This is a genomic window from Streptomyces sp. ADMS, from assembly GCF_033441795.1.
In the GTDB taxonomy this organism is placed as follows: Bacteria; Actinomycetota; Actinomycetes; order Streptomycetales; family Streptomycetaceae; genus Streptomyces.
Genome location: NZ_JAVFVX010000160.1, coordinates 1 through 12,394 on the forward strand (window position 1 = coordinate 1; position 12,394 = coordinate 12,394).

The 12,394-nt window shown below is 70.6% G+C and carries 13 protein-coding genes and 1 pseudogene; 10 read left to right on the forward strand and 4 right to left on the reverse strand.

Annotated elements, in window-relative coordinates; genetic code table 11:
• Window positions 1-524 (reverse strand): NAD(P)/FAD-dependent oxidoreductase (locus tag RB628_RS36920; RefSeq protein ID WP_318325017.1); only part of this gene is annotated, 524 nt, incomplete at its 3' end.
• Between the two features lie 2 nt (window positions 525-526).
• Window positions 527-940, reverse strand: coding sequence for an arsenate reductase ArsC (locus RB628_RS36925; RefSeq protein ID WP_318325018.1), 414 nt, complete (start codon window positions 938-940; stop codon window positions 527-529).
• A 91-nt stretch (window positions 941-1,031) separates the two neighbouring features.
• Between RB628_RS36925 and RB628_RS36930 the strand changes: the two genes are divergently transcribed.
• The 4 genes from RB628_RS36930 to RB628_RS36945 are packed head-to-tail and all read left to right on the forward strand — an operon-like array spanning window position 1,032 to window position 3,755.
• A complete protein-coding gene (locus tag RB628_RS36930) occupies window positions 1,032-1,340 on the forward strand; it encodes a metalloregulator ArsR/SmtB family transcription factor (protein WP_318325019.1) in 309 nt (102 codons plus the stop codon).
• Window positions 1,337-2,446 (forward strand): ACR3 family arsenite efflux transporter, encoded by a 1,110-nt coding sequence (arsB, locus tag RB628_RS36935; RefSeq protein ID WP_318325020.1) that lies wholly within the window; start codon window positions 1,337-1,339, stop codon window positions 2,444-2,446. Before RB628_RS36930 ends, arsB begins: the two co-directional genes overlap by 4 nt.
• Window positions 2,446-2,697, forward strand: coding sequence for a hypothetical protein (locus RB628_RS36940; RefSeq protein ID WP_318325021.1), 252 nt, complete (start codon window positions 2,446-2,448; stop codon window positions 2,695-2,697). Before arsB ends, RB628_RS36940 begins: the two co-directional genes overlap by 1 nt.
• Window positions 2,694-3,755 carry an ArsO family NAD(P)H-dependent flavin-containing monooxygenase gene (locus tag RB628_RS36945; RefSeq protein ID WP_318325022.1) on the forward strand — a complete coding sequence of 354 codons (1,062 nt, stop codon included), beginning with the start codon at window positions 2,694-2,696 and terminating at the stop codon, window positions 3,753-3,755. Before RB628_RS36940 ends, RB628_RS36945 begins: the two co-directional genes overlap by 4 nt.
• Window positions 3,756-3,851: 96 nt before the next feature.
• Here the strand turns inward: RB628_RS36945 and RB628_RS36950 are convergent, their stop codons facing one another.
• Window positions 3,852-4,226 carry a metalloregulator ArsR/SmtB family transcription factor gene (locus RB628_RS36950; protein ID WP_318325023.1) on the reverse strand — a complete coding sequence of 125 codons (375 nt, stop codon included), beginning with the start codon at window positions 4,224-4,226 and terminating at the stop codon, window positions 3,852-3,854.
• An 86-nt stretch (window positions 4,227-4,312) separates the two neighbouring features.
• Between RB628_RS36950 and RB628_RS36955 the strand changes: the two genes are divergently transcribed.
• Window positions 4,313-5,125 (forward strand): class I SAM-dependent methyltransferase, encoded by an 813-nt coding sequence (locus RB628_RS36955; RefSeq protein ID WP_318325024.1) that lies wholly within the window; start codon window positions 4,313-4,315, stop codon window positions 5,123-5,125.
• 366 nt (window positions 5,126-5,491) lie between these two features.
• The gene (locus tag RB628_RS36960; protein ID WP_318325025.1) at window positions 5,492-5,968 is read left to right on the forward strand and encodes a calcium-binding protein; all 477 of its coding nucleotides are present in this window, start codon (window positions 5,492-5,494) and stop codon (window positions 5,966-5,968) included.
• 112 nt (window positions 5,969-6,080) lie between these two features.
• On the opposite strand, the gene RB628_RS36965 is transcribed toward RB628_RS36960, so the two are convergent.
• Window positions 6,081-9,035, reverse strand: coding sequence for a SpoIIE family protein phosphatase (locus RB628_RS36965; protein ID WP_318325026.1), 2,955 nt, complete (start codon window positions 9,033-9,035; stop codon window positions 6,081-6,083).
• A gap of 230 nt (window positions 9,036-9,265) precedes the next feature.
• Here RB628_RS36965 and rutA point away from each other — a divergent pair, with 230 nt between their 5' ends.
• The 4 genes and pseudogenes from rutA to RB628_RS36985 all read left to right on the forward strand — a co-directional run.
• Window positions 9,266-10,348: a pyrimidine utilization protein A gene (gene rutA, locus RB628_RS36970; protein ID WP_318325027.1), complete on the forward strand. Its 1,083-nt coding sequence runs from the start codon at window positions 9,266-9,268 to the stop codon at window positions 10,346-10,348.
• Entirely contained in the window at window positions 10,345-11,007 is a 663-nt protein-coding gene (locus tag RB628_RS36975) for an isochorismatase family protein (protein ID WP_318325028.1), read from the forward strand. Before rutA ends, RB628_RS36975 begins: the two co-directional genes overlap by 4 nt.
• A 13-nt stretch (window positions 11,008-11,020) precedes the next feature.
• Entirely contained in the window at window positions 11,021-11,854 is an 834-nt protein-coding gene (locus RB628_RS36980; RefSeq protein WP_318325029.1) for an ATP-grasp domain-containing protein, read from the forward strand.
• Window positions 11,855-12,043: 189 nt separating this feature from the next.
• Window positions 12,044-12,394 (forward strand): annotated as a pseudogene (locus tag RB628_RS36985) (helix-turn-helix domain-containing protein); the annotation flags it as partial.

The following is a 12,394-nucleotide window of genomic DNA, read 5'->3' on the forward strand; positions in this document are numbered from 1 at the left end:
TTGGCGAAGCGGGAGAGGAAGGTGGCCTCCTCCATCGCCGTGTCGCCGCCGCCGACCACCACGATGTCGTGCTCGCGGAAGAAGAAGCCGTCGCAGGTCGCGCAGTACGACACGCCCCGGCCGGAGAGCGCGTCCTCGCCGGGCAGGCCCAGCTTGCGGTGCTGGGAGCCGGTCGCCAGGATGACGGCCTTCGCCCGGTGGACCGTACCCGCGCTGTCGGTGACGGTCTTGACCGTGCCGGTGAGGTCGGCCTCGACGATGTCGTCCGGGACGAGTTCGGCGCCGAAGCGCTCGGCCTGGGCCCGCATGTTGTCCATCAGGTCCGGGCCCATGATGCCGTCGCGGAACCCGGGGAAGTTCTCCACCGCGGTCGTCTGCACCAGTGCGCCGCCGGCCGTGACCGCGCCCTCGAAGACCAGCGGTTCCAGCGAGGCGCGCGCCGTGTAGAGCGCGGCCGTGTAGCCCGCGGGACCCGAGCCGATGATGATGACGTTGCGGATGTCCGTGCTCGTACTCGTGCTCATGCTCATGCCGTGGGCTCCGGCGCGATCTCCTTGATCAGGCCCTCGACGAGCACCTTGATCTCGTCCCGGATCGGACGTACGGCCTCGACGCCCTGGCCCGCCGGGTCCTCCAGCTGCCAGTCCAGGTACCGCTTGCCGGGGAAGACGGGGCAGGTGTCGCCGCAGCCCATGGTGATGCAGACGTCGGACTCCTTGACCGCGTCCACGGTGAGCATCTTCGGCACCTCGGCGGAGATGTCGATGCCGACCTCGGCCATGGCCTCGACGGCGGCCGGGTTCACGCCTGCGCCCGGGTTGGAGCCGGCGGAGCGGACCTCGACGCGGTCCCCGGCAAGGTGGGTCAGCCACGCGGCGGCCATCTGGGAACGGCCGGCGTTGTGGACACAGACGAAGAGCACGGAGGGCTTGTCGGACATCAGAGGTCTCTCTTGTCTCACGACGGCATCAGGTGCGAATGAACTCAGCACCCGGTGGTGTCAGCCACCACTGATGTGACAGTATCAGTCCATGATGACGTCAGTCGACACTGATCTGATGCGGGTTCTCGCCGACCCGCTCCGCCTCCAGATCGTCACCCTCCTCGCCGGGGAAACGCTCTGCTCCACGCACCTGGTCGAGGAGACCGGCGCGAAGCAGACCAACCTCTCCAACCACCTGAGAGTGCTGCGCGAGGCCGGGGTGGTCGAGACGGAACCGTGCGGCCGGTACACGTACTACAAGCTGCGCCCCGACGTCATCGCCCTGCTCGCCGGCCAGTTCGCCGACCTGGCCGAGTCCGCTCGCAACGCCGCCGAAAACAAGAGGGCCTGCCCGTGACCCCCACCGAAGCAGCCGCGACCGCCGAGGAGCCCTCGGTCGTCGCGAAGCTGTCGACGCTCGACCGTTTCCTCGCCGTCTGGATCCTGCTCGCCATGGCCCTCGGTCTGGGCCTCGGCCGCGCCATCCCCGGCCTGAACGACGCCCTCGCCAAGGTCGAGATCGGCGGCATCTCCCTGCCGATCGCCGTCGGCCTGCTGATCATGATGTACCCGGTCCTGGCGAAGGTCCGCTACGACAAGCTCGACGCCGTCACCGGCGACAAGAAGCTCATGGTCTCGTCGCTGGTCATCAACTGGATCGTCGGCCCGGCCGTCATGTTCGCGCTGGCCTGGATCTTCCTTCCGGACCTGCCCGAGTACCGCACCGGCCTGATCATCGTCGGCCTGGCCCGCTGCATCGCCATGGTCATCATCTGGAACGACCTGGCCTGCGGCGACCGTGAGGCCGCGGCGGTTCTCGTCGCCCTCAACTCGGTCTTCCAGGTCATCGCGTTCGGCCTGCTGGGCTGGCTCTACCTCGACCTGCTGCCGGGCTGGCTCGGCCTGGGTGACGGCGAGCACCTCGACATCTCCATGTGGAAGATCGCCCTGAACGTGGTCATCTTCCTCGGCGTTCCGCTGCTGGCCGGGTTCCTCACCCGCCGTATCGGCGAGCGGAAGCTGGGCCGCGAGCGGTACGAGGACGGCTTCCTCCCGAAGATCGGCCCGTGGGCCCTGTACGGCCTGCTCTTCACGATCGTCATCCTCTTCGCCCTCCAGGGGAAGACGATCACCTCGCAGCCGCTCGACGTGGCACGCATCGCGCTGCCGCTGCTGGTGTACTTCGCGATCATGTGGTTCGGTACCTTCGTCCTCGGCAAGGTCATCGGCCTGGCCTACGACCGCACGGCGACCCTCGCCTTCACCGCGGCCGGCAACAACTTCGAGCTGGCCATCGCGGTCGCCATCGCCACCTTCGGCGTCACCTCCGGCCAGGCACTGTCCGGCGTCGTCGGCCCGCTCATCGAGGTCCCGGTCCTGGTCGCGCTCGTCTACGTGTCGCTGGCCTGGCGGCGGAGGTTCAGCGCCGCCCAGCAGGTCACACCGGCACGCCTGGACGGTTGATGCACCGCCTGGACAGCTACAGCGGTGGACGGCGGACACCGGCGACCGGTGTCCGCCGCCGCCGCGGGGCCGCCGCCCGCGCCCAGCACGTCCGGACGGAGCACCAGACCCTGACCCGCACCAAGCCGATCAACCCAGCGATCACCATCGACCCGCCCCTACGACGACTGCCGTGCCCGACCAGCCCGGCCGCCCACCAGACTCACGCCGCCCGCGCCCCCCAGGCTGCCGACACCGCCCGGACGCCGTGAGCGGCGGCGGGGGTACGCAGGTGGTGGTGGTCGGCGGTGGCCAGGCCGGACTCGCCACCGGCTACCACCTGCGCCGCCTCGGCCTGGACTTCGTCATCCTCGACGCCCAGTCCACGCCGGGCGGCGCCTGGCAGCACGCCTGGGACTCCCTGCACCTGTTCTCCCCGGCCGCGTACTCCTCCCTGCCGGGTCGTCCGATGCCGGTGCAGGCGGGGCAGACGTACCCGGACGCGGGCCATGTGGTCGGCTACCTGACCGAGTACGAGCGGCGGTACGACCTTCCGGTGCACCGTCCCGTACGCGTCGCCGGGGTCCACCGTGACGGCGAGTTCCTGCGGGTCGAGACGGACTCGGGCCTCTGGCGAACCCGGGCCGTCATCAGCGCCACCGGCACCTGGTGGCGCCCCTTCCTCCCTGCCGTCCCCGGCCGGGAGGACTTCTCCGGGCGGCAACTGCACACCGTCGAGTACCGCAGCCCGCGCGACTTCGCCGGACACCGCGTCGTCGTGGTCGGCGGCGGCAACTCCGGTGCCCAGATCGCCGCCGACCTGGCCTACGACACGGTGCTGACCTGGGTCACCCAGCGCCCGCCCCGCTTCCTCGCCGACGACATCGACGGCCGGGCGCTCTTCGACGCGGCCACCGCCCGCCGCCGCGCCCTCGAAGCGGGCCGCACCGACACAGGAGGCGTCGCATCCCTGGGCGACATCGTCGCCGTACCGCCCGTACGGGAGGCCCGGGACGCCGGACGGCTGAAGGCGGCACCCATGTTCGTACGCCTCGACCGCGACGGAGTCCTCTGGGCCGACGGCACGCGGGCGCCGGCCGACGCGATCATCTGGTGCACCGGCTTCCGCCCGGCACTCTCCCACCTGGCGCCGCTGGGACTGCGCGGGGTTCGCGGCCACATCGCCACCGAGGGGACGCGGGCCGTGGACGAGCCGCGCGTGCACCTGCTCGGCTACGGCGACTGGACCGGCCCCGCCTCCGCCACCCTCATCGGCGTCGGGCGCCCTGCCCGCGAAGCCGCCCGCGACATCGCCGGCCTGCTCGCGTAGGACGCGGCCGCCCGAGGATCCCCGGTCCCGGTGGCAGCGGTCCGTGTGCCGGGCAGTCCGCCGGAACGGCACCGCGTCTTCAGGCAGAGCGGACGGTCACGTCGGCAGCTGTACGGGGGCGGAGGCCTTCACGGTCCGGACCGTCGCCGGTGCGATGGTCAGCAGCCTGCCCATCGCGGCCAGCACGGACGGCTCGACCCGGTAGTAGACCCAGGTGCCGCGCCGCTCGGAGGTGAGCAGCCCGGCCTCCTTCAGCTTCTTCAGGTGATGGGACACGGTCGGCTGCGAGACGCCCACGTCGGAGATGTCGCACACGCACGCCTCGCCGCCCTCGCGCGAGGCCACTGCGGAGAACAACCGGAGTCGCACCGGATCGCCGAGCGCCTTGAACATCAGTGCGGCCGTCTCCGCCTCCTGCGCCGTGAACGGGCGCTCGGTGAGCGGTGGGCAGCACGGCACCCCGGTTGTCATCCCCGCACCCAGAGCCGACCCTTGTACGGAGGCCCCGGTACGCAGCACCCTCATCCGGGGCCCCTCTGTACGGAGGTCGCGTCACCATGCCCGCCGATGCGAAGTCACCGGAGAACCTGCGCAGCAACCGCGCCGCCCTCACCCACAAGGTCGGCTACGCCCTGCGCAACCCCGACCGCGTCGCCCCGTACCTCCGGCGCGCCGGCCGGGACGCCTGGCTGCGCCTGCGCCACCGCGACCACGTCGGCTACTACCGGGCCGTGATGGCCTCGGACACCCGGCGGGACCCGGAGGCCGCGGTAGGCAGCCGGAGCCACGACCGGTGGCTGGCGCTCGGGCAGATGCAGTTCGACTACCTCGTCGAACACGGGCTGCGCCCCGAGCACCACATGCTCGACATCGGCTGCGGCAATCTGCGCGGCGGCTGGCGCTTCATCGAGCACCTCGACACCGGCCACTACTACGGCATCGACATCTCGCCCGACATCCTGGTGGCCGCCAAGACGACCCTCACGAAGCGCGGTCTCCAGGCCAAACTGCCGCATCTCACCATCACCGGCGACCTCACCCTGGACTTCCTGCCCAGCGACCACTTCGACGTCGTCCACGCGCACAGCGTCTTCTCCCACTCGCCGCCGGAGGTCATCGAGGAGTGCCTCAGCCATGTCGGCCGCGTACTGACCGGCACCGGGTTCTTCGACTTCACCTTCGACCGCACCGAGGGCATGGAACACCAGGTGCTGCGCGAGGACTTCTACTACCGCACGGAGACTCTCCTCGCCCTTGCCCGTCGGCACGGCCTGCACGCCCGTTTCATGGAGGACTGGGAGAAGCGCCCGCACGGCCAGTCGAAGATACGGGTCAGCCGGGCCCCCCTGCCCCCGCCAGAGAGTCGATGACGGCGCCATCCACGCACAAAGGGGAGCGAACCAGCCGATCCGCGCTGCGAGCAGAGCGCCGCACCCCTCCTCCGGCCGGTGACGATGGCGTGGCGCGGGACACGCTCGGCCGACCGGGAGAGGGCGCATGGGAGAGGGCGCATGGACAAGCAGGTCACGTGCGGGGCGACCAGCACCACGACCGCGGCAGGCGGTGCCGGAATCCGGCGATGGTCGGCTACTCCCGCTGCCGGCCGTCATGGGCCCGTCGGCTCGCCTCCTGCGCGACCTCCGGTGCCCGGGGAATCTCACCGCGGGGAGCGCAGACAGCGGGCGAGCTGGGCGCGGGCCCGGCGCTGCAGCTCGGGAGTCATCAACTCCTAGGCGGTGCGCACCAGTTCCGCCGCCGTGGACACCGGGGCCGTGGTCACGGCAGCGGCCGCCCGCTCACTGAGTGTCGCCGACCCCACCGCGTACGCCGCGATCTACGGCGGCAGGGGCAACGACGTTCTGATCGGCACCGGTTGGAACGTGCTCTACGGCCAGGACGGCAACGACCGCCTCGTCGGCGGGGGCGGGATATGGGGCCTCGGAGCGCTCGGCGGCGCCGGGAACGACGTCCTCATCGGCGACGCCGGCGAGAACGGGGACGAGAACATCCTGAGCGGCGGGGACGGCAACGACGTCGCGTACGGAAGGTCGGGCGACGACCTCATCTACGGCGGCAGGGGCAACGACCGCCTGTACGGCGAGAAGGGCAACGACAGGATGTCCGGCAACAGCGGCAATGACGTCCTGCACGGCGGCCCGGGCAAGGACATCCTCTCGGGCGGCCCGGGAGCGGACAAGGTGTACCAGAACTAGGACGCGCCGCAGCGCACCGTAAGGGGCGCGGGGCTGTGAACATCTGCGGCTCCGCCGCGTGGGCACGACCAGCCCCACCGGCCCGCAGGGGCCCGGACACCCGGCAGAGGGCTCAGTTCAGATCACCGAGCCCTCTCAGCTCCGGAAAGTCGTCGAACTCCCCAGCGTTCAGAAACATCAGCTCCAACGCGTCCTCCGCCCCCTCGCTCCGCCGATCCGCCGGAGGCTGAAGCGCCTGTTCCGTCCAGATGCACTTGCCGGTCGGGGTGTACCGCGTCCCCCACCGCTGGGACAGCGCGGTGATCAGCTGCAGCCCCCGTCCGCCCTCGTCCGTGTCCGTCGCCCGGCGGATACGGGGCATCGTCAGGCTGCCGTCGAAGACCTCGCAGATCAGCTCGGCGCCGTGCAGCAGGCGGAGTCGCAGAGGGCCCTTGGCGTGGCGTACGACGTTGCCGACCAGCTCGCTGGCCAGGAGTTCCGTGGTCGGTGTGAGGTCGTCCAGGCCCCAGAGGGCGAGCTGTTCGCGGACATGGCGGCGGGCCTGTCCTGCCGCTCTCGGGTCCTCGGGCAGCGGCCAGGAGGCGACCCGGTCTCCGGTCAGGGCGTGCAGTCGGGCGACGAGGAGTGCCGCGTCGTCCGCGCTCGGGTGCTCGGCGGGCAGCAGTCCGGCGGTGAGCGTGTCGCAGAGGTGTTCGAGATCCGCCTGCTCGCCGGCCTCGTACGCCCCTTTTAACAGGCGGGCGAGTTGCCGCATGCCCTCGTCGATCTCCCGCTTCGACGACTCCACCAGACCGTCCGTGTACAGCACCAGCAGGCTGCCCTCGGGAACCTGCAACTCAACGGTCTCGAAGGGGGGTTCGGCCGCACCGAGGGGCGGGTCGGCGGTGAGGTCCGGGAAGTACACCGTGCCGTCGGGGTGGACGACCGCCGGCGGGGGATGCCCGGCGCGGACTATGGAGCAGGTCTGGGTGATGGAGTCGTAGAGGGCGTACAGGCAGGTGACGTACGACTCCTCGCCCATGTTGCCGACGATGTCGTTGAGGTGGCTCATGATCTCGTCGGGGGGCAGTTCGAGGTCGGCGAGGGTGTGGACGGCGGTGCGCAGCCGGCCCATGGTCGCCGCCTGGGGCAGGCCGTGGCCCATGACGTCCCCGACGACGAGGGCGACCTGGCCGCCGGAGAGCGGGATGATGTCGTACCAGTCGCCGCCGACGTCCATGCCCTGCGCGGCGGGGAGGTAGCGGGCGGCGGCCGTGCAGGCGGGCAGGTCGGGCAACTCGCGTGGCAGCAGGCCGCGTTGGAGTTCGCGGGCGCGCCGGTACTCGGCGTCGTACAGGCGAGCCCGGTCCAGGGCCTGGGCGACGAGGGCGCAGATGGTGGCGAGGAGGGTGCGTTCCTCGTCGGTGAGGCGGCGCGGGCGGTCGAAGCTGACCACGCAGACCCCGAAGGTCTTGCCGGACGCGGTCAACGGCAGGAACGCCCAGGCCTGCTGGCCGTCGCGCTCGGGCAGGTCGGCCAGGTGGGGATAGCGGGCGGCGAACACCTCCGGGGACGACAGGAACACGGGGGTCCCGGTCAAGATCGCGTCGTGACAGGGCCAGTCGGGCGTCAGCGGCCGGTTGCCGATCTCGGCGAGGAAGTCCTCCGGGTAGCCGATGGCCCCGACGGTGTACAGGCGGTCGTCCTCGATGGTCTGGACGACGAGTCCGGCGGCGGCGAACGGCGGCAGTACACGCCGGGCGACGGCGTCGACGACGTCCCGCGAGGTCGTCGCCTTGGCGAGGGCGGCGGTCAACTCAGCTATCCGGGCGGCGCGTTCGGAGGCGGCGCGCTCGGCGGCCTTGCGTTCCTCCTCGTGCCGGCGCTTCTCTGTGACGTCCTGGAGGTAGAGGGTGCGGCCGTCGGGGCCGGGGACCAGTCGCAGGTGGTGGCGGCGACCGGTGCCGGGCACGCGTATGTCGAAGCCGGCGGGCTTGTCCTCGGCGGCGGCCTTCCGGCAGCGCTGCTCCAGCCCGGGCAGCTCCCGCACGGTCGGCAGGTCCCACAGGAGGCGCCCGAACAGTTCCTCCTCGGAGAGGCCGAGGGTGCGTTCGGCCTCCAGGTTGGCGAAGGTGATCCGCCAGCGGTCGTCGACCGCGACGAACCCGTCGCTCATGTGGCGCAGGGCGCGGCCGAGCGCGTCGCGGACGGTCCGCGACTCGTTGCTGTCCCAGCCCATGCCGATCATCCGCAGGGGCTCGCCGTTCTCGTCGTACGTGGCCCGGCCGCGCGCCTGGTGCCAGCCGTACGTCCCGTCCAGGCCCCGTACGCGGTACTCGGCCTCGAACACGGAGTGGCCGCGGATCGCCTGGTCGACGAGGGCCAGGGTCGGCCCGAGATCGTCGGGGTGGACGCAGCGCATCCAGTTCTCGACGCGGGCCGTGTACTCCTCGGGCCGGGTGCCGTACAACTCCATCGCGGCTTCGTCCCAGATCAGTTCACCGTTGGCGATGTGCCAGTCCCATGACCCGACCCGGACCTCCTTCAGCGCCTGCCGCAGCCGGTCGCCGCTCATCTCCGAGTGCACGGGACCGGCCGGCAGGGGCGCCTGGACCATGCGTTCCTCGGTCCAGGCGACGACGGCCCGCAGGAACTGCCAGTGGGCGGGCGTCGGTTCACCCCGGTCACCGGTGATGACGGTGAGGGCGCCGATGCTGCGCTCCGCGCGGATCACGGGCACTGCGGCGAGTCCGCTGCCGGGCAGCGGCGAGTGCGACGGGCAGACGGGGACTCCGAGGTCGGCCGCCTCGCCTGGTATCCACACCCCGCGGCCCTCGCGACCGGCCTCGTACAGGGCGCGGGCGGGGGCCAGCGGGCCCTCCTGGTCGATGATCTCCCAGGGGCCGGTGAGAGCCGTGGGCAGACCGGTGGCCGACACCAGCCGCAGGGCCGACATGGGGCCCCGGAGATGAATCGTTCCCCCGAGCGCTCCCAGCTCCGCCACCGCATGCTGGAGAGCCAGCCGGAAGACCTCGCTCTCCGCGACACCGGGGTCCACCGAGCCGAGCAGTGCCAGCCGTGCGTTCATGTTTGAAGTTTTACCGTTCCAATGGCACCTGAAGCGAGGCTTTGCAGGAATCTCACGTTCACCTCTGGCCACCTCCACCGGCCGTTCCGGGCGTCAACCACCTTGATTTCAGGGCTGGTTAGGTGACATACCGCCGTCATAGCGACGATGTAGCGTGCCGTTGGCGGACAGTTGAGATTTGAACGTAACTGACTGTCGAGGACTTCACACCTGAGGATCTGAGGAGTGGCATGGACATCGGCGTTTTCATCCCCATAGGCAACAACGGCTGGCTGATCTCGAAGAGTTCACCGCAGTACATGCCGAGCTTCGACCTCAACAAGGCGATCGTGCGGAAGGCGGAGGCCCATGACCTCGACTTCGCCCTCTCGATGATCAAACTGAAGGGGTTCGGCGGCGAAACGGAGTTCTGGGACCACAACCTGGAGTCGTTCACGCTGATGGCGGGCCTGGCGGCGGTCACCGACCGCATCAAGCTCTACGCCTCGGCGCCGATCCTGGCCCTGCCCCCCGCGATCGTCGCGCGCATGGCGGTCACGGTCGACTCGATCGCCCCCGGCCGCTTCGGCATCAACATCGTGACGGGCTGGGCCCCCGGCGAGTACTCCCAGATGGGCCTGTGGCCCGGCGACGACCACTTCGGGAACCGCTACGCGCGAGCCGTCGAGTACGTCACCGTGATGAAGGACCTGTGGCGCGACGGCGTCAGCAACTTCAAGGGCGAGTTCTACGAGATGGACGACTGCGTCCTCTCCCCGCGCCCGGCGAACGGCCACATCGACATCGTCGCGGCCGGCCAGAGCGGCACCGGCATGAAGTTCGCCGCGGAGCACACGGAGTACAACTTCATCCTGGGCAGCGGCGTCAACACCCCGACGGCACTGTCCGGCAGCACGGCGACGCTGGTGGAGGAGGCCGAACGAACGGGACGGGACGTCGGCGCCCTCTCCCTCTTCATGATCATCGCGGCCGGGACCGACGAAGAGGCCCAGGCCAAGTGGCAGGACTATCACGACAACGCCGACCGCGCGGCGCTGGCGTACATGGCCGGCGAGACGGACGCGGACACGACGTCCACGGGTACGTCGACGGCGCGGACGATCGCGCTGCCCGAAGGCGCGGTCAACTTCAACATGGGGACGCTGGTCGGGTCGTACGAGAGCGTGGCGAGGATGCTCGACGAGGTCGCCGGGGTGGCGGGCACGAAGGGCATCATGCTGGTCTTCGACGACTTCCTGGAGGGTCTGGAGAACTTCGGCACGCGTATCCAGCCGCTGATGAAGTGCCGGGCGGGGAGGGGGAGTTCGGCGTGAGTCCGGTTCCGGGCAGCGATGAGGCGGGCGCCGCGGAGAAGGGTTACCAACGCGCCGGTCTGGGCGGGCGGTTGACGCCCGGCACCTCCCCCGCACTCCTCCTCGTGGACCCGGCCCGGGCGTACGTCGACCCGGCCTGCCCCCTCTACGCGGGGGCGAGCGCGGAGGGCGCCGCCGAGGCGATGAGGGGGCTGCTGTCCGCCGCCCGCCGGGCCGGAATCCCGGTGATCGTGACGCGCGTCGTGCTGCGCCCCGACGGCAGCGACGGCGGCGTCTTCTACCGCAAGGTGCCGAGCCTGCGGGCGTTCGTGGAGGGCAGCCCGTACGCCGACTTCATCGAAGGTCTGGCGCCGAGGGAGGCGGAGTTGACGGTGACGAAGCAGTACCCGAGCGCCTTCTTCGGCACCGCGCTGTCCGCGTACCTCACCTCCCACCGCATCGACACCCTCCTCATCGCCGGCCTGACCACCAGCGGCTGCGTACGCGCGACGGCACTCGACGCCATGCAGCACGGGTTCGTTCCGGTGGTGGCCGAGGAGGCGGTGGGGGACCGGGACGCGGGGGTGCACGCGGCGAATCTGTTCGACATCCGGCACAAGATCGGTGAGGTTTGGGGGATGGGGCGGGTGACGGAGTACCTGTCCCGGGGCGGGAATTGACAGGGGGCAAGTCATGGGCGGAGACGGGCAGCCGGGCCCGGTGTTCCTGACTTCCGGTCAGCGGACCAGTACGACGCTGCTGCTCGCGGAGGCGGCGGCCGGACGGGGGATGGAGCTGCGGTCACTGGCCGATGCGTCGGCCCTGACGGGGCTGTCCGGTTCGGGGGACCGGGCGGTGCACTGGTACGGGGGGCCGCTGGCGTACGACCACCGGATAGCCGGTGCGCTCGGCCTCGGGCTGCTGGAACCGTCCGACGGCTGGCTCGCCGGGCTGCCGGAGGAGTTCACGGCACGGCGCGTGGAACTGACAACCCTCGCGCAGGCGTGGCAGGTTCGGCGCCCGGCGTTCGTCAAACCACCGAGCGCCAAGTCATTTCCGGCGGCGGTGTACGCGGACGGCTCGCGGCTTTCCCGTACGGACCGTACGGGGGAGGCCGTGAGCCCGGACACGCCGGTGCTGATCTCGGACATCGTCACGTTCGCCGTCGAGTACCGCCTGTTCGTACTCGACGGGCAGGTGGTGACCGGCAGCCGGTACGCGGTGTACGGCCACCTCGATCCGGCGCCGCTCGACGGGGAGGGGCGGGAGTCGGAGGTCCTCCGGTTCGCGGAGCAACTCCTCACCGCCGAGGGGGACTCCCTGCCGAGCGCGGTCACCGTCGACGTCGGCCTCGTCCAGGATCCCGACCGGGTCGGGAGGGAGCGGTGGGCAGGCGGGCCCGGCGCCTTCCAAAGACAAAGAAACACGGGAGAGAAAGAACCCCACCAAACCCCACCCCTCCCGCCCGTCGGGACGGCCACCGCGGCCCGTACAACCGCCGCCGCGCAAACTCACTCGCCCGAGTGAACATCACCAACTCAGCTGGATTTGTCCCCGGTTGCCTGCCTTACGCTCAGCGCAACAGCACCATCACGCACAGCCACAGACAGCTCCAGATCGCCCCAGACAACCGCGGCCGGCGGACATACGTCGGCCCTCGCCGGGACTGCCATCCCAATGCGAGGGCCTGACCAACAAGGAAGCGAAACCTTCCCGATGGATACGAAAAACCCTAGCGCGCCCCCGTGCGCCCCGTCCCGACCGGCGGGCAAAAATCACCCCCACCGGCGCCCCAATCCGGCGTATCCGGCGTCATCCACGACAACGTCCGCCACACCATCCGCTTCACGGTGATCGGCAACCACCTCGCCCAGCACCCCGAGCTGTCACTGCTCGCGATCGGACTGGGCACCCACATCCAGTCGCTGCAAGCCGGTTCCCCCGTCGACATCAAGAGCCTCGCCAAGAGATTCCCCGAGGGCCCCGACCGCATCGCCACCGCCCTGCGCGACCTGGAAGCCCACGGCTACCTGAGCCGAACCCGCGAACGCGTCCCCGGCGGCCACA

Excerpts from the sequence above, each read along its gene's own strand:
- RB628_RS36925 (WP_318325018.1), bottom strand. The coding sequence starts at position 940 with ATGTCCGACAAGCCCTCCGTGCTCTTCGTCTGTGTCCACAACGCCGGC.
- RB628_RS36930 (WP_318325019.1), top strand. The coding sequence starts at position 1,032 with ATGATGACGTCAGTCGACACTGATCTGATGCGGGTTCTCGCCGACCCG.
- RB628_RS36940 (WP_318325021.1), top strand. The coding sequence starts at position 2,446 with ATGCACCGCCTGGACAGCTACAGCGGTGGACGGCGGACACCGGCGACC.
- RB628_RS36950 (WP_318325023.1), bottom strand. The coding sequence starts at position 4,226 with ATGACAACCGGGGTGCCGTGCTGCCCACCGCTCACCGAGCGCCCGTTC.
- RB628_RS36955 (WP_318325024.1), top strand. The coding sequence starts at position 4,313 with ATGCCCGCCGATGCGAAGTCACCGGAGAACCTGCGCAGCAACCGCGCC.
- RB628_RS36965 (WP_318325026.1), bottom strand. The coding sequence starts at position 9,035 with ATGAACGCACGGCTGGCACTGCTCGGCTCGGTGGACCCCGGTGTCGCG.
- rutA (WP_318325027.1), top strand. The coding sequence starts at position 9,266 with ATGGACATCGGCGTTTTCATCCCCATAGGCAACAACGGCTGGCTGATC.
- RB628_RS36980 (WP_318325029.1), top strand. The coding sequence starts at position 11,021 with ATGGGCGGAGACGGGCAGCCGGGCCCGGTGTTCCTGACTTCCGGTCAG.